Source organism: Brucella cytisi (genome assembly GCF_038433355.1).
Lineage (GTDB): Bacteria > Pseudomonadota > Alphaproteobacteria > Rhizobiales > Rhizobiaceae > Brucella > Brucella cytisi.
The window spans coordinates 289291-306366 of sequence record NZ_JBCAUP010000001.1 but is presented as its reverse complement, the minus strand read 5'-3'; the positions used below and the strand labels follow the sequence as shown (position 1 = coordinate 306366).

Genomic DNA, 17076 nt, shown 5'->3' with positions numbered 1-17076 from the left:
TATTCTACTTGGTGCTGGTCCTGTCCAGAACAAGGTTCAGCTTCAGAACATTGACCACCGGTTCCCCGAGAAATCCGAGCTCACGAGCTTCAACTTGTTGCTCAACAATTCCTCGCAATGCGGCTTCATCGATCCCGCGCGCCTTTGCGACACGCGGCACCTGATAGAAAGCTGCTTCCGGTGAAATATGCGGATCGAGACCGCTTGCGGATGTTGTCACAAGGTCAATCGGTGGTCGTGCAGAACCTTCGTCTTGTGACAGAGCGGTGGCGTCAGCTTTAATTCGCTCAATGAGTTTTGGATTTGTTGGGCCAAAATTGGACCCGCCAGAACTAGCGGCATCATAACCGTTTTGTCCTGCCGCAGATGGGCGACCGTGAAAATAGTGGTCGGCGTTAAACCCCTGTCCGATCAACTCGGAACCAATGATTGTACCGTCCTTTTCGATCAGACTGCCATTGGCATTAGCGGGAAAGATCGCCTGGGCGATACCTGTCATGCCGAGCGGATAGAGCAACCCGGTTATGACAGTGAGCGACACGATCATCACAAGCGCTGGACGAAGTTGTTTGAGCATTTTTGCCAATCCTTATGCGAGGCCAAGGGCGGTAATGGCCATATCGATGGCCTTGATGCCGATGAACGGCACGATGACGCCGCCGAGGCCGTAGATCAGAAGATTGCGCGAGAGGAGCGCACCTGCGCCGACCGGCTTGTAGGTCACACCTTTCAGCGAAAGCGGGATCAGAGCCACAATAATCAGAGCATTGAAGATGATGGCCGACAGGATGGCGCTCTGTGGCGTGGAGAGCCCCATGATATTGAGCGCGCCAAGCTGAGGATAGAAAGCCAGAAACATAGCCGGAATGATCGCAAAATATTTTGCAATGTCATTGGCGATGGAGAAGGTCGTCAACGCTCCCCGTGTCATCAGCAATTGTTTGCCGATTTCAACGATTTCAATGAGCTTGGTGGGATCGCTATCAAGATCGACCATATTGCCTGCTTCTCGCGCGGCAACCGTGCCGGTATTCATGGCCACGCCGACATCCGCCTGAGCAAGGGCAGGGGCGTCGTTTGTACCGTCTCCGCACATTGCAACAAGTTTCCCCTTCGCCTGTTCCTCTCGGATAAGCGACAGCTTGTTTTCTGGCGTTGCCTGCGCAAGAAAGTCATCCACACCTGCTTCGGCAGCGATGGCTGCTGCTGTCATAGGGTTGTCGCCGGTAATCATGACAGTGCGGATACCCATCCGGCGCAACTCGGCAAAGCGCTCGCGGATGCCACCTTTGACGATGTCCTTCAAATGCACGACACCGAGAAGGTGGCCATCTTTAGCGACAGCAAGCGGTGTGCCGCCAGCCTTGGCGATTGTGTCAGAGATAGACTGCAGTTCCGACAGTGTTCTTTCATCGGAGTGGCTATTCTGGCCCACATAGGCAAGCACAGCATCCACAGCACCTTTGCGAATGACGGAACCCTCAATATCGACGCCGCTCATGCGGCTTTGCGCGGTGAATGGTACAAAATGCGCGTGAAGACCTTGCATGTCACGCCCACGTAAACCGTATTTTTCCTTGGCCAGCACGACGATGGAACGACCTTCGGGCGTTTCGTCGACAAGCGAGGCCAGTTGCGCTGCATCGGCAAGCTCTTGCTCGGTTACTCCATTGACCGGCGCAAAAGCGGTCGCCTGACGATTGCCAAGAGTGATCGTGCCGGTCTTGTCAAGCAGAAGCGTGTCCACATCACCCGCTGCCTCGACCGCACGACCGGACATGGCAAGCACGTTGAAGCGTACGAGGCGGTCCATGCCTGCGATGCCAATGGCAGAAAGCAAGGCGCCGATTGTCGTCGGGATCAGGGTGACGAAGAGCGCAACCAGCACCGTGACGGGGATATAACCGTCTGCATAAGTTGCAAAGCTAGGGATCGTAACAACGGCGAGCACGAATATCAGCGTCATGCCTGCAAGCAGAATGTTGAGTGCGATCTCGTTGGGTGTCTTCTGGCGTTCGGCACCTTCCACCAGACTAATCATCTTGTCGATGAAGGTGGAGCCCTGTGCGGCGGTGATGCGCACCTTGATCCAGTCGGACAGAACTTGTGTTCCGCCTGTAACGGCAGAGCGGTCGCCGCCGGATTCACGGATGACAGGCGCGGATTCGCCGGTAATGGCGGCTTCATTGACGGATGCGACACCTTCAATGACTTCACCGTCTGAAGGGATGATGTCATTGGCTTCCACAAGAACGATATCGCCAACTTTCAAGCTCGTTCCTGGCACACTTTTCCAGTTTGGTCCCTCGGGACTATCCAGAAGTTTAGCTTGTGTTTCCGTTCGTGTCCGGCGCAGCGAGTCTGCTTGTGCCTTGCCTCGGCCTTCTGCGACGGCCTCGGCAAAATTCGCAAACAGAACTGTGAACCACAGCCACAAGACGATCTGGAATGAAAAGCCGACATTGGGATTGCCGGTGGTGACGTCCTTCAGCAGCAGCAAAGTTGTAAGCGCTGAAACGACGGCAACCACGAACATCACCGGATTGCGCGCAAGACTCCTTGGGTTGAGCTTACGAAAGGCATCGCCGATGGCGGGTAAAAGGATGCGGGCATCAAGAATGCTCGCGGATTTGGACTGGCTCATAACAGAGGCTCCAGTAAAATTACGTTTCCGTTCGGAAAGCTCAGATCAATCCGGCAAGCTGAACCGCGAGAAGGAGGGCGGTCATTGCCAAAAGGATCGAGAGAATGCAGCTTGAGGGTTTGAGCATCAAAACATCTGCCCCTTGATCATTGCGAGGTGTTCGGCAATGGGGCCAAGCGCCAGCGCCGGGAAGAAGATCAGTCCTCCAACCACAAGAATGACACCGATCAGCAAGCCGACGAAAAGCGGCCCTGTCGTCGGGAAGGTGCCTGCAGATTGCGGTGCAGCTTTCTTGGCGACAAGTGAACCGGCGATCGCCATGGCAGGCAGGATCACGAGAAACCGGCCCATCAGCATGGCAAGTCCGATGGTGATGTTATACCAGGGCGTATTGCCGGAGAGGCCGCCAAAGGCCGAACCATTATTCGCTGTGCCTGAAGTATAGGCATAGAGAATTTCCGAGAAACCATGTGGTCCGGGATTGGCGATCGATGCCAGCCCTGTTGGAATAACGGACGCTATGGCGGTAAAACCCAGAATTGATAACGGAAGGCAGAGAACGGCGAGCATCGCCATTTTCACTTCCTTGGCTTCGATCTTCTTGCCCAGATATTCGGGAGTGCGTCCAACCATCAACCCGGCCACGAAAATGGCAACGACAACAAACAGGACGATACCGTAGAAGCCTGCACCTACGCCGCCGATGATGATCTCGCCCAGCATCATGTTGATCATGGGGATCATTCCGCCCAGTGCCATCATGCTGTCATGCATGGCGATCACGGCACCGCATGATGCAGCGGTGGTAACAACGGCGAAGAGCGCGGACATTGCGATGCCGAAACGTGTCTCCTTGCCTTCCATGTTGCCACCATCAACACCGAGTGCATGGATGAGGGGATTACCGGCAGCTTCTGCCCAGTAGCAGATTGCAACGCCTGCGACGAACAATATGCCCATCGCAGCAAAGATTGCCCAACCCTGACGTTCGTTGCCGACCATTCGCCCGAAGACGTTGGTGAGCGAAGCTCCGATTGCGAAGATCGCAACCATCTGGATCATGTTGGAGATGGCATCCGGGTTTTCAAAAGGATGCGCGGAATTGGCATTGAAGAAACCGCCGCCATTGGTGCCGAGCATCTTGATGGCGAGCTGCGAGGCAACCGGCCCAAGCGCGATCACCTGTCTCGCGCCTTCCAGCGTTGTTGCTTCGGCATAAGCACCAATCGTTTGCGGCACACCGAGGCTGACGAAAGCCAAGGTAAGGATAATGCACAAGGGCAAAAGGACGTAGAGTGTGCATCGTGTAAGATCGACCCAGAAATTTCCGAGCGTCGTCATGGATTTGCGCGAGAATGCACGAATGAGTGCAATGGCGATGGCAACGCCAGTAGCAGCCGAGACGAAGTTCTGTACCGTCAGTCCTGCCATTTGCGTCAGGTAGGACATGGTGCTTTCGCCACCATAGTTCTGCCAGTTGGTATTGGTAACAAAACTGGCAGTGGTGTTGAAGGCCAGATCCGCGGGGACGTTGCTCATACCCATCGGGTTGAAGGGCAGGGAGCCCTGAAACCGTTGCAGCATGTAAAGCAGCAAAAAGCCGGCCAGATTGAACAATAGCAGGGAAGCAGCATAGATTGTCCAGTGCTGTTCTTCTCGTTCGGTTGTGCCTGCGAGGCGGTAAAGCCCCCGCTCGACCGGAACGAGTACAGGTGAAAGGAGCGTCCGTTCACCGCCGAAAACGCGCGTCATGTAGCCGCCGAGCGGTTTGACGAGCAAAATGATGATCCCGCAAAAAACGAGGATCTGAATCCATCCATTGATTGTCATGGTCTTTTCCGAGGCCTGAAAGGCTGCCGGTTACGCGGGCTTGGCCGGAGATCGGCCTAGAACCGCTCCGGTCGTATGAGCGCGTAAAGGAGATAAGCGGCTATAAAAGCTGCAACCAAGGCGCCAGCGACGTATTCGATCATCATAGCGCCGCCTCAAAGCCTTTCGCAGATGCGCAGATAGCCGAACAGCAGCGCGAAGAAGCCGATGCCGATTGAAAGGACGGCGAAATCCATAGTCATGCCTGAATTGCCCGAAAGGGCTCCCTGTTTCTTACAGGGACATTATGTTGCCGCATTGCATAGGGTTTCGAGAGCGAGCGCTGCTTCAAAAAATAAAAAACTCATATATGGAATGCGGTCGATAAAGGCCGATGTTGCCGTCTTGTCTTTCATTAGAGCGATGTTGCCGCGGCAGCTGCACGACCGGCCGTTCGTCCGGAAAAGATGCAGCCGCCGAGGAATGTGCCTTCAAGTGCATTGTACCCATGATAACCGCCACCGCCGAAGCCTGCAGCTTCGCCTGCAGCGTATAGACCGGGCACCTTTTCTCCTGCCGCATTGAGAACTTGGGCGTCCATGTCGGTATGTAAACCGCCAAGTGTCTTGCGTGTCAGAATATGAAGTTTGACGGCAATAAGCGGACCGTTGGAGGGTTCCAGCAGAGAATGCAGCGGCACGGCGCGCGTGAGACGATCACCGATATAGGCTCGGGCATTTTGGACCGCCATCACCTGTGCATCCTTGGAGTAGCGGTTGACGATCTCGCGATCTCGCGCTTCGATTTGATCACGGATATGGTCAGGCTTCAGAAGTTTCTCTCCCGTCAAACCGTTCATTTTTGCAATGAGCTCATCCAGTGTTCCGGCTGTGATGAAATCTGCTCCGTTATCGAGAAAGGCTTGGACCGGCGGCGGTGGCGCTTTACCGAGGCGACTTTTAAGCAAAAGCTTCCAGTTTTTGCCCGTGAGGTCCGGATTTTGTTCCGATCCGGACAGAGAGAACTCTTTGCGGATGATTTTTTCGGTCAGGATGAACCACGAATAGTCGTAGCCGGTCGAAAGAATATGTTTGAGCGTGCCAAGAGTGTCGAAGCCAGGAAGATAGGGAGCGGGAAGACGATTGCCCTTAGCGTCGAACCAAATGGAAGAAGGCCCCGGCAGAATGCGAATGCCATGGTTCGGCCAGATCGGGTTCCAGTTTCGCACGCCTTCCGTATAGTGCCACATGCGATCAGTATTGATGACATGCCCGCCCGCAGCCACGGCAATATCTATGCCGCGTCCATCAACATGAGCTGGTACTCCCAATACCATTTCTTTCGGGGGAATGCCGAGTCTGTCGCGTGGCCATGCCCTTCGAACCTTGTCGGGGTCACCGCCTATGCCGCCAGATGTGACGATTACACAGTCAGCAAAATAGGCAAATTCGCCAATGGTGTCGCGTGACGAAGATTGCCCGCGCTCGACAGTCGATGGCACCAGCACCTCTCCATAGACACCACTGACGCGCCCGCCGGTAGTGGCGATGCTATTGGCTCTATGACGGCATTTTAGGGTTATGAGCCCTTTGCTGATTGCTGCACGGAGCGATCGTTCAAATGGTGCTACGACAGCAGGTCCTGTTCCCCAGGTAACATGAAAGCGTGGCACTGAATTGCCGTGACCATCGGCTTTTGCTCCGCCACGCTCCGCCCAGCCAACAACAGGAAACCAGCGCATGCCGAGACCATGCAGCCACGGGCGCATTTCTCCTGCGGCAAACTCCAGATAGGACTCGGCCCAGCGTTTCGGCCAACGATCTTCCGGTCGATCAAATTGTGCCGATCCGAACCAGTCCTGCCGCGCGAGGTCGATATTGTCCTTGATGCCAAGGCGACGCTGTTCCGGGCTGTCGACCATAAATAATCCGCCGAGTGACCAGAACGCTTGTCCACCAATGGAATTGTCACCTTCCTGTTCGAGAAGAATGACGTTGCGACCCGCGAGAGCCAGCTCATGAGCGGCAACAAGCCCAGCTAATCCGGCACCGATGATGATTGCATCCGCATTCTCCATCCCCGCTTCCTCTCTCCCAAAAGGCGCTCGATGAGCGCATCGTGACTGAAGGGATGATGTGTTGCAAGCGGTCGTCGGGTGTATTCAACCGAAGAAATAAGGCACGATCCAGTCGGCAATCAGCTTGATGGAAAGTCCAAACAAGGTCAGCTGCACGAACAGGAAAAATGGACCGTCGGGCATTATCCGGGTTAGTTTGGCACCGACGAAGGTGCCAATGACTGCCGCTGGGACCAACCAAAGGCCGAGCGAGGTATCGAGATTGGAGAACTGCTGCAACTGCCAGTAGGGAACGAGTTTTGCGGCGTTGACGATGGCAAAAAGAATAGTCGAGGTACCGGCGAAGACGAGTTTTGGAAGATGCTGCGGCAGCACGTACATCTGGAACGGTGGCGCCCCGGAATGAGAGACAAAGCTGGTCAGACCTGTGAGAGCGCCCCAAAAGACGCCGCCAGGAACATCCGCCTTTCGTGCGCTTTTGCGGTAACGCGCCCCGAACCAAGCATTGAAGCAGAAAAGGATGCCGACCAAGCCGACCAGCATTCCGATGAAGGTAGGAGAAAGATGGGCGCTAAACATCCAACCAACGCCAACGCCGAGAATTGCTGCTGGGGTCAGGATTGCAAGATTGCGTGCTGAGAAGTGATGGCGATAAAGATATAGGCCAAACATGTCGCTGATGACATAGATCGGAAGCAAAAGCGCGGCGGCGGTGACCGGCGATATGACCAGCGCCATCAAAGGAACCGCGAGCGTACCGACGGACGGCAAGCCACCTTTCGAAAGCCCGACAAGAAATGCCGCAATGACTGCGATTGCGAGAAAAAGAGGCGTGTGTTCGAGCATGTGTTAGGGCAGCTTTGCGGTGGGGGGGAGAAAACGTCTCCGGCGTTGGGCCGGAGATGTTGTGATTGGATGTCAGGCGTGGGCCCATTCCCAGTAAAGCGCACGCGCCCGCTTCGTCAGTGGTCCATATTCAAGTTTGCGATCATCAAAACCGACAATTGGCACAACTTTGCTCATATTGCCTGTCGAGAAGATTTCGTCCGCTTCGCGGAAATCTTCGATCTTCAAAGTGGTTTCATGGACGGTGACGCCTGCTGTGCGCAAAAGCCCGATTACGCGCTGGCGAGTAATGCCGTTGAGGAATGTACCATTGGGCGCTGGTGTGAAAACCTCGCCACCACGTACCATGAAGACGTTTGAGGTTGCTGTCTCCGCAACGTTGCCAAGCACGTCGGTCACCAGCGCATTGTGAAAGCCTTTTGCCTTTGCCTCGCGCAGCATGCGCGCGTTGTTCGGATAAAGGCAGGCGGCCTTGGCATTGACCGGCATGACTTCCAGATATGGCCGACGGAACGATGTCGTGGTGACCGTGAAACCCTTCGGCTCGACCATGGGGATCGCTTCAAGGCAGAGTGCAAAATCCGTTGACGATGCGAGCGGAGCGACTGCGCTGGCGTCACCTTCTTCTGCCCAGTACATGGGGCGGATATAAACGTCTGTTCCAGGCGTGAACTTTTTCAGGCCCTCACGCGCAAGCGTCTCGATGTCATTGGCGGAAAGTGTCGGTTCTAATCCCAAAACACGGGCTGAATCATTAGCGCGGGTAGAATGGCGGTCAAGGTCTGGTGTTACGCCTTCAAAGAGGCGTGCGCCATCAAATACCAGCGAACCAAGCCAAGTCGCTTGTGAGGCTGCACCGAGAATGCGAACATCGCCTTCACGCCATTCGCCCTTGTAATAGGTCCACATCGCGCGTTTATCGGTCATTTCCCTAGTCCTTTGACAATATATTTCTCGTGCTTCTGCCCGCGTCAGAGCGCTGTCAAACACAAATCGTTATCGAAAAAATGCTCAAAGCGTCTTGATATGGTTGAATCAGGTTAACGTCCTAAGCACTTCTGTTTGAAGCGTTATTTCATCAACCGTGGACAGGCTACCTATATCGTAGGAGCAGGCAACGCCGGAGACAAGCGCGAACTTGTCACTGCTCGCTTTCAAGATTGTTCGGCCTTGTCTTCAACAAGCGCGGGGGTTGGTTCCGATGTGACGACAGCCGGAGGCCCCTCAACACCGCGTTGTCTTTCGCGGATAAAGGTGAAGAGACCGGAAATGGTAATGAGAACGATGCCGATCAGCATGGGCATATCTATGTGATCGTGGAAAACAAAATATCCGAAAAGGATCGCCCATATCATCTGGCTATACTGTGGGGACGCAATTGCACTTGCTGGCGCACGTTGGGCTGCAAGCATCAGCAGGATATTGGCTAGCGCGGCGAGAAGGCCATAGCCTGCGAGATAAACCCATTGCTCGGTATTTGGCGGCTCGTAGGACGGGACCATCAAAAACCCGCAGATGATGATCGGGCCGACAAGTCCGCTTGTATAAAGCGATATGCGCTTTTCATGTTTACCCATGACGCGGAAGATGATGATGCTCATCGCACCGCCCATGCCAGCCGCCAGTGCGCCTAGGTGGCCGATCGAGAGCTCCCTGAACCCCGGGCGAAGCACAATCAGAACGCCGATAAAGCCGATCAGAACCGCTGACCATCGCCGCCAGCCAACCTGTTCCTTCAAGAATACTACTGAAAGTATAGTCACGTAGGCCGGGAGAAGGAAAATGAGCGCGAAGGCTTCCGCCATAGAGAGATGTGTGAATGCCGTAACGCTTCCTATTGTTCCCATAGCCGCCGTTACGGTTCGCAATAGCCACATTTTGATATTGGTGGTGCGAAACATATCGAGCCAGACATCGTCAGCTTTCTTTGTAAATGGAATAGCCAGCAGACCAAGTACAGCGCCGAAGAATGCCACTTCGTAAGGTGACAGCGTGCCATCAAGAAACTTGACGCAGGCGTCGCTTACAGCGAATGCCGCATAGGACGCAAACGCGAGAAAAATACCGTAAAGCATGTCAATGTCCGAAAGAAACGGGGGAGGAGTTCGTTCCTGCCGCTCCCTTAATCGATTAGAAGCTTATTGGCAAAAGGCTTTTCTGAAAATTCGCATTTAAGACTATAAGTGGGCCATTGCTTGGAAAAGAAGTAAATTCGACCTTTTCAAGGTTTTGAGCTCAAGCAAAAACGCATGCCTCATTTGCAATCATATCCGTGGTGGAAATTTGGGCAAACGCCTATTTGATAATCATCCAAACGAGGAGAAAGCAAATGAACATTCGTCAGAAAGTACAGCAGTTCGTGTCCCGCCGCCGCGCTATCCGTGAGCTCGGTGCAATGGACGACCATCTTCTTGCCGATATCGGTGTTTCGCGTTCGCAGATTCACAGCGCCGTTTTCGGTAAGTAATAGCTTATGGCGTTTCTCTCGAAAGATCGCCCCATAAGTGAAAATCGAATAAAGTAACAAAGCGTCGGTCTCCAGTCCCGGCGCTTTTGTTTTATGCGTTGCCCCTTAAATAGTTTCTTGACCTGAAGGTCTGTGGTTCTGACTGCGCGATGCCGCTTTCCCAGTCGTTACAGCTTTAGTTTCTTGCCCGCTCATTATTCAGCTGTTTATCGCTAATGAGACATAATCCATACCATTTTGGGACAGATCGCTGTTGTTGCCAACGCAATTTTCCGCCAGCTTGTATTTGCGGGGGCAGGCGATGAAGATACGGCGTTTCCGTTTTAAACTGCGGTTTGTTTGCTAAACTTCATCGCCTCATATTTCATAGCAATGTCTATTGCCGGTTGGTGTTGCGTTTATTGTTCTAAATTATTGCCAGTCAGTATTGCGTGGAATGCAGGAGTGCACGCAATCTAGCTCTTGCGCATCGGGCGGTGTCAGGCTTATCTGGCCGCCCGATGACGCAAAGGCAGATACAGCATGGATATTATCTGGCGCGGGATTCTGATTGGAATTGGCGCAACCGTCGTAATGGACTTGTGGGCGCTGATACTGGCCGCAATACCGGGGCAGAGGCGCCCAAATTGGGGGCTGGTCGGTCGCTGGTTCTGGCATCTCCGCCACGGGCAAATTTTCCACGATAATATTTCTGATGCCAAGCCCTATAAGCATGAAGTAGCACTTGGCTGGATTGGGCATTATGCGGTCGGTATTCTTTACGGTGTCATCTTTGCCATTTATGGTGGCGCGGAATGGTTTTCCGACCCGGTTTTTTTGCCGGTTTGGATTTTCGGTATACTGACAGTATCGGCAGGGTGGTTTTTGTTGCAACCCGGTTTGGGAATCGGTTGGGCGGCTTCAAAATTGCCGAATGCGCGTAATGTACGTTTGCTCAATCTTATTGCACATACGTTTTTTGCTCTTGGCATGTATGGCACGGCTTTGCTCTTACAAAGCCCATTTCAATCAGTTAGTTAGAAATAATCGCGCCCCTCTCGCAAGTTGTCTTTTTTGAATCTGTTTCAAATATTTCCCGGCAAATGAGTGACTGGCGCGTGGTGAAATCTCAGTCCACACTAAATCATGTCAACAAACTGGCATTCACGCGGCAGAACTGTGCTTTTGTCCGTGATGGGTGTATGGGGAACTTGTCCGACTGCAAATCTGCAGCGGCAACTAACATTATGGCAATCGCATAGGTTGCCTCAGCTCGGCTCTTTACGAAGCGCAACAGGTTGCGCGTCGTGATTTTACGCGAACTGGGGCGCCAATTGACGGGCGCTTGCCTTGGAGGGACGATGCTCGAAAAGCTGTTCAAATTACAGGAACACGGCACTACGGCGAGAACGGAAATCATTGCCGGCGTGACGACCTTCCTGACGATGTCTTACATCATCTTCGTGAACCCGGACATTCTGTCCACTACGGGTATGGACCGAAACGCTGTTTTCGTTGCCACCTGCCTTGCGGCAGCTCTTGGCTCGATCATCATGGCGCTCGTTGCGAACTGGCCTATCGGCATGGCGCCCGGCATGGGGCTTAACGCCTTCTTCGCCTTCACCGTAGTCGGGGCGATGGGTTTTTCCTGGCAGCAGGCGCTTGGTGCCGTTTTCATTTCCGGCATCATCTTCCTGATCTTGACGGTGACGGGTGTACGCCGCTGGTTGGTCGAAGGCATTCCGCATTCGCTGCGTAGCGCGATTGCTGCGGGTATCGGTATGTTCCTGGCCCTGATCGGTCTCAAAAGCGCTGGTGTTGTTGTTGGCAACCAGGCAACTTTGGTCGGTCTGGGGGATCTGACGAAAGCTGGCCCGCTGCTGGCGATTGCCGGTTTCTTCATCATCGCGGTGTTAGATGCCCTGAAAGTTCGCGGTGCGATCCTCATCGGTATTCTTGTCGTCACCGTCGCATCGATTGCTCTCGGTATCAGCCAGTTCGGCGGCGTTTTCTCGGCTCCTCCGAGCCTGGGGCCAACGTTCCTTCAGCTTGATGTGATGGGCGCTCTGCATACCGGCATTCTGCACGTCATTCTGGTTTTCGTACTGGTTGAAGTTTTTGACGCCACTGGCACGCTGATCGGTGTGGCAAAGCGTGGTGGTCTGATCGAACCGGGTAAACCAAACCGTCTCGGACGCGCCCTTTTTGCCGATAGCACGGCAATCCTTGGTGGCTCGCTTCTCGGTACGTCTTCTACGACGGCCTATGTTGAAAGCGCGTCTGGCGTTCAGGCTGGCGGCCGCACAGGTCTGACGGCTCTGGTTGTTGCACTCCTGTTCCTTGCTGCCTTGTTCATTTCGCCGCTCGCCGGTTCGGTTCCGGCCTATGCTACGGCACCGGCTCTGATCTACGTCGCTTGCTTGATGATGCGTGAACTGACCGAGATCGAATGGCACGACGTAACGGAAGCCGCACCTGCTGCGCTGACGGCTTTGGCTATCCCGTTCACCTATTCGATTGCGAACGGTCTCGCCTTTGGCTTCATCAGCTACGTCGTGCTCAAGGCCTTCACCGGCAAGGCACGTGATGTGCATCTTGCTACCTGGTTGGTTGCTGCACTCTTCGTCATCCGCTTCGCATTCTTTGCGGAGTAACAATAGATGCGTCGGACCGAAACGGTCCGGCGCTTTTCTGCAACATCGGGAGGAATAGAACCGTGCAAACGGATGAACTGAAACTGCTTGAAAAACTGATCGACGTTATCGAGCAGGATGTCATTCCGCTGACCGAACGAGGCGTTGCGGAAGGCAACAAGGTTTTCGGCGCAGCTTTGTTGCGCAAATCAGATCTATCCCTTGTTCTTGCGGAAACCAACAACGAGACTGAAAACCCGCTCTGGCACGGTGAAGTGCACACTTTGAAGCGTTTCTACGAAATGCCGGAGAATGGGCGTCCGGATACGAAAGACATGGTCTTTCTTTCCACTCATGAACCTTGCTCCATGTGCCTTTCGGCCATTACCTGGAGCGGTTTCGACAATTTTTACTACCTGTTCAGCCATGAGGATTCACGAGATGCTTTCTCGATCCCTCACGATTTGAAGATCCTCAAGGAAGTCTTCACGCTGGAGCCGGGTGGGTATAACCGCGATAATGCCTTCTGGCACAGTCATTCGATTCCGAAGATGGTTGCGTCGCTACCAGACGCTGACCGTCATCGTCTCGGCAAAAGGCTCGATGCTATTTTCGCCAAGTATGACGAATTGTCCGGCACTTATCAGGCAAGCAAAGATGGAAACGCTATTCCTCTCAATTGAGGAGAAATCGTTTCATATGGTCATACGCCTGAAATAGGCACATGCCAGAGGGGATGCGCGATGTCGGATATTCGGCTCGCGCATTTTTCATGTCTGACAGGACGAGCATCATGACCTCTGACCATACAATATCAGCGATTGGCTTCTGCACCCCTACGGGTGACGGTAATTTCAGCACGCTTGAGGGCGCAATCCGCAATATCGTCGAACTGGGTTCGGAAGCTGTCGAATTGTCGCTATATGGCGAAGAAATAATCTCAGGCGGTCGTCTCATTCCGCATCGCGTGGATCGTCTCGTCGATATCACCAGACAGTTCGACACGCGCTACAGCGTTCACGGACAAATTGTTTCCAACTTCATGGATCGAGAGCATCTGGATTATCAAAAGGCGGTTGTTCGGGCGATGCTGGAACTCTGTGACCGCGTCGGAGCGGAAATTCTGGTTCATCACTCCGGCCATGCTCCGATGCCTGCACTTTCTCGTATTCCCGACCTCGACAAGATGGAACGGGACGCGCTCGCAGAATTGGCGGAGCTTGCGAAAACTTATGGCGTCCGGATCGCGCTGGAGAATATTTTCGCGATGAGCGATGCTGAATATCGCCAGACACCGGCTCAGGTTGCCGAAACAGTAGTTGCGGTCAATCATTCTGCCGTTTGCGGTTTGATCGATTTCAGCCATGCCTATATTGAATGCACACGTCTGGGGCTTGACTGGCGTTCGCAAATTCGCGCTATGGCTCCTGTGACCGGACATCTGCACGTTCACGATAGTTTTGGTCGTCCTTATACAATGACCAAGTTTTATCATCCTGCCGAGGCGACAGCACTCGGTATCGGCGATCTGCACTTGCCGATCGGATGGGGAGACATTCCGTGGGAAGAAATTTTCGACGAACTGACTTTCCTGCCCGATACATTCCTGATCATGGAAATCGGAGAAGATCGTTTCAGTACCGAACAAGCCGACAGTCTTGCACGTGCTCGCAAGTTGGCTGAACGCGTCAACAACCGCCTGAAAGCAGCCTGAATGAAATGAAACAGGCCGCGCAAAGAGCGTGGCCTGTTCTTTTGGTTCAGGCTTTTACTATTTGCGGATTTCACCAAGCTGCTTTTGCACTGCGTCGATAATGTCATCCCCGATCTGAGACTTATATTTGGCGTAGATCGGCTGGGACTTTTCAAGCATGCGAGCATGCTCTTCCGGTGACAGTGTGTTTACTTCCAGGCCCGCTTCCTTGATCTTCTCGAGCGACTTCTGGTTCAGTTCGCGAATGACTTTGCGTTCAATGTCGCGACCGACTACGGCACACTCACGCAAGGCGGCCTGTTCTTCCGGTGAGTACGTGTCGAAGATCGGCTTGGAGTAAAGGAACAGAAACGGTGTATAGGCATGTTTCGTTTCCGTTACGTATTTCTGCACTTCGTAGAACTTGGACGTATCGATTGTGACGTAAGGGTTTTCCTGTGCATCGATAGCCTTTGTTTCCAGCGCCGAGAAAATTTCACCGAAAGCCATCGGAGTAGCGTTGGCACCAAAGTTCTGGAATGTGTCGAGGAAGATGTTGTTCTGCATCACGCGGACTTTCATGCCGCTGAAATCTTCCCACTTGTTAACCGCGTGTTTTGAGTTTGAAAGATTTCGGAAGCCATTTTCCCAATAGGCCAGATTGACGAGGCCAACAGCCGCAAGCTTTTCGTCCATCATCTTGCCGAAGGGGCCATCGACGACGGCGTCTGCTTCTTTATCATTTGCGAAGAGAAATGGCAGATCGAAGACACCAAGTGCAGGAACGATGCCAACGAGCGGCGATGACGACGTGACGACGCCTTCCTGCACACCGGAACGCAGTGCCTGTGTGGCCTGCAAATCACCTCCGAGTGCACCGCCCCAGAACGCGGTTATCTTCATCTTGCCGCCGGACTTTTCAGCAAGACATTCATTCATTGCCTTGATGCCATTGCCGACAGGGTGATCCTCGTTAATACCGTTCGAAACGCGGATATTGCGATCCTGAAACTCTGCAAATGCAGGAACGGTTAGCGCTCCCGCCATAAGGGCGGTCGTTACCAGCATAATCAGTTTTCTCATTGAACTCTCCTCCCAGAGTTGATGTTAAACCTAATGAAGCCAGTTCATGGGTACCAACACGAGGCTTGGGAACAGAACCAGCAGCAACAATACGATCACCTGCGAAATCAGGAACGGATTTACGCCTGCGACCACTTTTCCTAGCGGAACCTTTGAGACGCCGCTCACGACATTTAGCACGACGCCCACTGGGGGTGTGATAAGTCCGATACTATTGTTCATGATGAACAGGACACCGAAATAAGCCGGATCAATACCCGCCTGCTTCACGATGGGCATCAGAACTGGCGTCAGGATGAGAATTGTCGGCGTGAGATCCAATGCCGTTCCAACAATCAACACCAGGATCATGATCGCAAGCATCAACAGTTTTGGGCTGTCGATTAACGGTGCAATATAGCCGCTGATTTCTGCCGGAATGTTTGCGGCCGTTATCAGCCATGACGAAACCAGCGCCGAAGCGACGAGAAACATGATGATGGATGTTGTCTTGGCTGCTCGCAGGAAGACGCCGTAAAGATCGACAAATCTCAGCTCGCGGTAGACGAACATACCGACAAAGAGGGCATAGGCTGCCGCTACCACGGCTGCTTCAGTCGGTGTCATGACGCCCATACGTATGCCACCTAGGATGATGATTGGCATGCCCAGCGCCCACAGTGCGCGTCCGGTTGCTTGTAGCCGATCTTTGCCTGATTGCTTGGGAAGCACTTTGAGATTGTCTTTTCTGACGACGATCTGCCACGTGAAGAGCAGGGCGATACCCATCATCAGACCCGGCACAATGCCAGCCATGAAAAGCTGCGTTATGGATACATTGGCGGCAACGCCGAATACGATCATAGCCATAGATGGCGGGATAACAGGTGCGATAATGCCGCCGGCAGCCATCAGTCCGGCAGAGCGCGGGATGTTATAGCCCGCTTTCGCCATCATGGGGACGAGGATCGTTGCAAGCGCTGCAGTATCTGCAGCAGCTGAACCCGATACGCTGGCCATGATGATGGCCGCAAGAATGGCAACGACACCGAGACCGCCTCGAATATGGCCAACGCAAGCTATGGCGAAATCAATGATGCGACGGGACAAGCCGCCCGAATTCATTAGTTCACCAGCCAGAATGAAGAACGGAATTGCCAGAAGGGTGAAGGAGTCAACACCAGCAATCATGTTCTGCGCTATGATCTGCGTGTTGAACATCCCCATGTACAACATGAGAATGACACCGCAGAACATAAGTGAGAAGGCGATCGGAACACCAATGGCCATAGCGCTGAGGAGTGAGCCGACAAATACTACAAGCGTCATGTCGTTTACTCCATCAGATGGTCGAGCGAATGTTCGCCCGCAAAGGTGGCAATTTCCTCATCGGTCAAGCGACCGGTGACAGCGCGCAGGAAACGCTCGGCCGCGATGATGAACATTGCGCCGCCGGTGAATAGTCCGACGCCGTAAACCCAGATCATCGAGAGCCCGGTGACGGGTGCAACCATGCTGGCGTTGATGTCGAATTGTTTCCATGTGCCCCAGAAGAAAATTCCCGAACACAGTGCGACGATCAGATAGCTGATCGCCATGCAAGTAATGCGACCCTGCCGCCCGAAGCGGGCAACGAGCGTCTCGATGCCCAAATGGCTGTTCTCGCGAAAAGTAAGAACGGCTCCGAGAAACGATACCCAGACGAAGAAATAACGCGCAAGTTCTTCCGATACGGTCAGTCCTGAATTTGCGGCGTAGCGCAAAATCACATTGACGAAGACCATAAAGGCCATGCCGGCAAGGAGGAAGACGAGAATTGCGCCAAGTATCTTGTAGAAGAAATCTATGGCTTTCGTCATATATCCA

At 53.5% G+C, this 17076-nt stretch carries 16 protein-coding genes; 5 read left to right on the top strand and 11 right to left on the bottom strand.

What is annotated here, in order from left to right:
* Nucleotides 1-4 precede the first annotated feature (4 nt).
* The 8 genes from kdpC to AAE521_RS01480 form a co-directional block, all read right to left on the bottom strand.
* Entirely contained in the window at nt 5-577 is a 573-nt protein-coding gene (gene kdpC, locus AAE521_RS01515; protein ID WP_342060325.1) for a potassium-transporting ATPase subunit KdpC, read from the bottom strand.
* 12 nt (nt 578-589) lie between these two features.
* Nucleotides 590-2644, bottom strand: a complete 2055-nt coding sequence (kdpB, locus tag AAE521_RS01510; RefSeq protein WP_342060324.1) for a potassium-transporting ATPase subunit KdpB — start codon at nt 2642-2644, stop codon at nt 590-592.
* 126 nt (nt 2645-2770) lie between these two features.
* Nucleotides 2771-4474, bottom strand: coding sequence for a potassium-transporting ATPase subunit KdpA (kdpA, locus tag AAE521_RS01505; RefSeq protein ID WP_342060323.1), 1704 nt, complete (start codon nt 4472-4474; stop codon nt 2771-2773).
* Nucleotides 4475-4530: 56 nt separating this feature from the next.
* Nucleotides 4531-4617 (bottom strand): K(+)-transporting ATPase subunit F, encoded by an 87-nt coding sequence (gene kdpF, locus AAE521_RS01500; RefSeq protein WP_226622622.1) that lies wholly within the window; start codon nt 4615-4617, stop codon nt 4531-4533.
* Between the two features lie 251 nt (nt 4618-4868).
* Nucleotides 4869-6530, bottom strand: a complete 1662-nt coding sequence (locus tag AAE521_RS01495) for an FAD-binding dehydrogenase (RefSeq protein ID WP_342060322.1) — start codon at nt 6528-6530, stop codon at nt 4869-4871.
* Between the two features lie 84 nt (nt 6531-6614).
* Nucleotides 6615-7376, bottom strand: coding sequence for a sulfite exporter TauE/SafE family protein (locus AAE521_RS01490; RefSeq protein WP_342060321.1), 762 nt, complete (start codon nt 7374-7376; stop codon nt 6615-6617).
* A 72-nt stretch (nt 7377-7448) separates the two neighbouring features.
* Nucleotides 7449-8303 carry a branched-chain amino acid aminotransferase gene (locus AAE521_RS01485; RefSeq protein WP_071632182.1) on the bottom strand — a complete coding sequence of 285 codons (855 nt, stop codon included), beginning with the start codon at nt 8301-8303 and terminating at the stop codon, nt 7449-7451.
* A 227-nt stretch (nt 8304-8530) separates the two neighbouring features.
* Nucleotides 8531-9451 carry a DMT family transporter gene (locus tag AAE521_RS01480; RefSeq protein WP_029927194.1) on the bottom strand — a complete coding sequence of 307 codons (921 nt, stop codon included), beginning with the start codon at nt 9449-9451 and terminating at the stop codon, nt 8531-8533.
* 254 nt (nt 9452-9705) lie between these two features.
* Here AAE521_RS01480 and AAE521_RS01475 point away from each other — a divergent pair, with 254 nt between their 5' ends.
* The 5 genes from AAE521_RS01475 (at nt 9706) to AAE521_RS01455 (ending at nt 14169) form a co-directional block, all read left to right on the top strand.
* Nucleotides 9706-9843, top strand: coding sequence for a DUF1127 domain-containing protein (locus AAE521_RS01475; protein ID WP_010658957.1), 138 nt, complete (start codon nt 9706-9708; stop codon nt 9841-9843).
* A 522-nt stretch (nt 9844-10365) separates the two neighbouring features.
* On the top strand, nt 10366-10863 hold the full coding sequence (locus AAE521_RS01470) for a DUF2938 domain-containing protein (protein ID WP_012093138.1): 498 nt from the start codon (nt 10366-10368) through the stop codon (nt 10861-10863).
* Between the two features lie 320 nt (nt 10864-11183).
* On the top strand, nt 11184-12476 hold the full coding sequence (locus tag AAE521_RS01465; RefSeq protein ID WP_342060320.1) for an NCS2 family permease: 1293 nt from the start codon (nt 11184-11186) through the stop codon (nt 12474-12476).
* A gap of 62 nt (nt 12477-12538) precedes the next feature.
* Nucleotides 12539-13138, top strand: coding sequence for a nucleoside deaminase (locus AAE521_RS01460; protein WP_342060319.1), 600 nt, complete (start codon nt 12539-12541; stop codon nt 13136-13138).
* A 110-nt stretch (nt 13139-13248) separates the two neighbouring features.
* Entirely contained in the window at nt 13249-14169 is a 921-nt protein-coding gene (locus AAE521_RS01455) for a sugar phosphate isomerase/epimerase family protein (protein ID WP_342060318.1), read from the top strand.
* 57 nt (nt 14170-14226) lie between these two features.
* On the opposite strand, the gene AAE521_RS01450 is transcribed toward AAE521_RS01455, so the two are convergent.
* The 3 genes from AAE521_RS01450 to AAE521_RS01440 are packed head-to-tail and all read right to left on the bottom strand — an operon-like array spanning nt 14227 to nt 17069.
* Nucleotides 14227-15231 (bottom strand): TRAP transporter substrate-binding protein, encoded by a 1005-nt coding sequence (locus AAE521_RS01450; protein ID WP_342060317.1) that lies wholly within the window; start codon nt 15229-15231, stop codon nt 14227-14229.
* Nucleotides 15232-15261: 30 nt separating this feature from the next.
* Complete coding sequence (locus AAE521_RS01445; RefSeq protein WP_342060316.1) at nt 15262-16539, bottom strand: TRAP transporter large permease; 1278 nt, start codon at nt 16537-16539, stop codon at nt 15262-15264.
* A 5-nt stretch (nt 16540-16544) separates the two neighbouring features.
* The gene (locus AAE521_RS01440; protein WP_342060315.1) at nt 16545-17069 is read right to left on the bottom strand and encodes a TRAP transporter small permease; all 525 of its coding nucleotides are present in this window, start codon (nt 17067-17069) and stop codon (nt 16545-16547) included.
* Nucleotides 17070-17076: the final 7 nt, after the last annotated feature.

Coding starts and splice junctions, on each gene's coding strand:
- kdpC (WP_342060325.1), bottom strand. CDS start 577: ATGCTCAAACAACTTCGTCCAGCGCTTGTGATGATCGTGTCGCTCACT.
- kdpB (WP_342060324.1), bottom strand. CDS start 2,644: ATGAGCCAGTCCAAATCCGCGAGCATTCTTGATGCCCGCATCCTTTTA.
- kdpA (WP_342060323.1), bottom strand. CDS start 4,474: ATGACAATCAATGGATGGATTCAGATCCTCGTTTTTTGCGGGATCATC.
- kdpF (WP_226622622.1), bottom strand. CDS start 4,617: ATGATCGAATACGTCGCTGGCGCCTTGGTTGCAGCTTTTATAGCCGCT.
- AAE521_RS01495 (WP_342060322.1), bottom strand. CDS start 6,530: ATGGAGAATGCGGATGCAATCATCATCGGTGCCGGATTAGCTGGGCTT.
- AAE521_RS01490 (WP_342060321.1), bottom strand. CDS start 7,376: ATGCTCGAACACACGCCTCTTTTTCTCGCAATCGCAGTCATTGCGGCA.
- AAE521_RS01485 (WP_071632182.1), bottom strand. CDS start 8,303: ATGACCGATAAACGCGCGATGTGGACCTATTACAAGGGCGAATGGCGT.
- AAE521_RS01480 (WP_029927194.1), bottom strand. CDS start 9,451: ATGCTTTACGGTATTTTTCTCGCGTTTGCGTCCTATGCGGCATTCGCT.
- AAE521_RS01475 (WP_010658957.1), top strand. CDS start 9,706: ATGAACATTCGTCAGAAAGTACAGCAGTTCGTGTCCCGCCGCCGCGCT.
- AAE521_RS01470 (WP_012093138.1), top strand. CDS start 10,366: ATGGATATTATCTGGCGCGGGATTCTGATTGGAATTGGCGCAACCGTC.
- AAE521_RS01465 (WP_342060320.1), top strand. CDS start 11,184: ATGCTCGAAAAGCTGTTCAAATTACAGGAACACGGCACTACGGCGAGA.
- AAE521_RS01455 (WP_342060318.1), top strand. CDS start 13,249: ATGACCTCTGACCATACAATATCAGCGATTGGCTTCTGCACCCCTACG.
- AAE521_RS01450 (WP_342060317.1), bottom strand. CDS start 15,231: ATGAGAAAACTGATTATGCTGGTAACGACCGCCCTTATGGCGGGAGCG.
- AAE521_RS01445 (WP_342060316.1), bottom strand. CDS start 16,539: ATGACGCTTGTAGTATTTGTCGGCTCACTCCTCAGCGCTATGGCCATT.
- AAE521_RS01440 (WP_342060315.1), bottom strand. CDS start 17,069: ATGACGAAAGCCATAGATTTCTTCTACAAGATACTTGGCGCAATTCTC.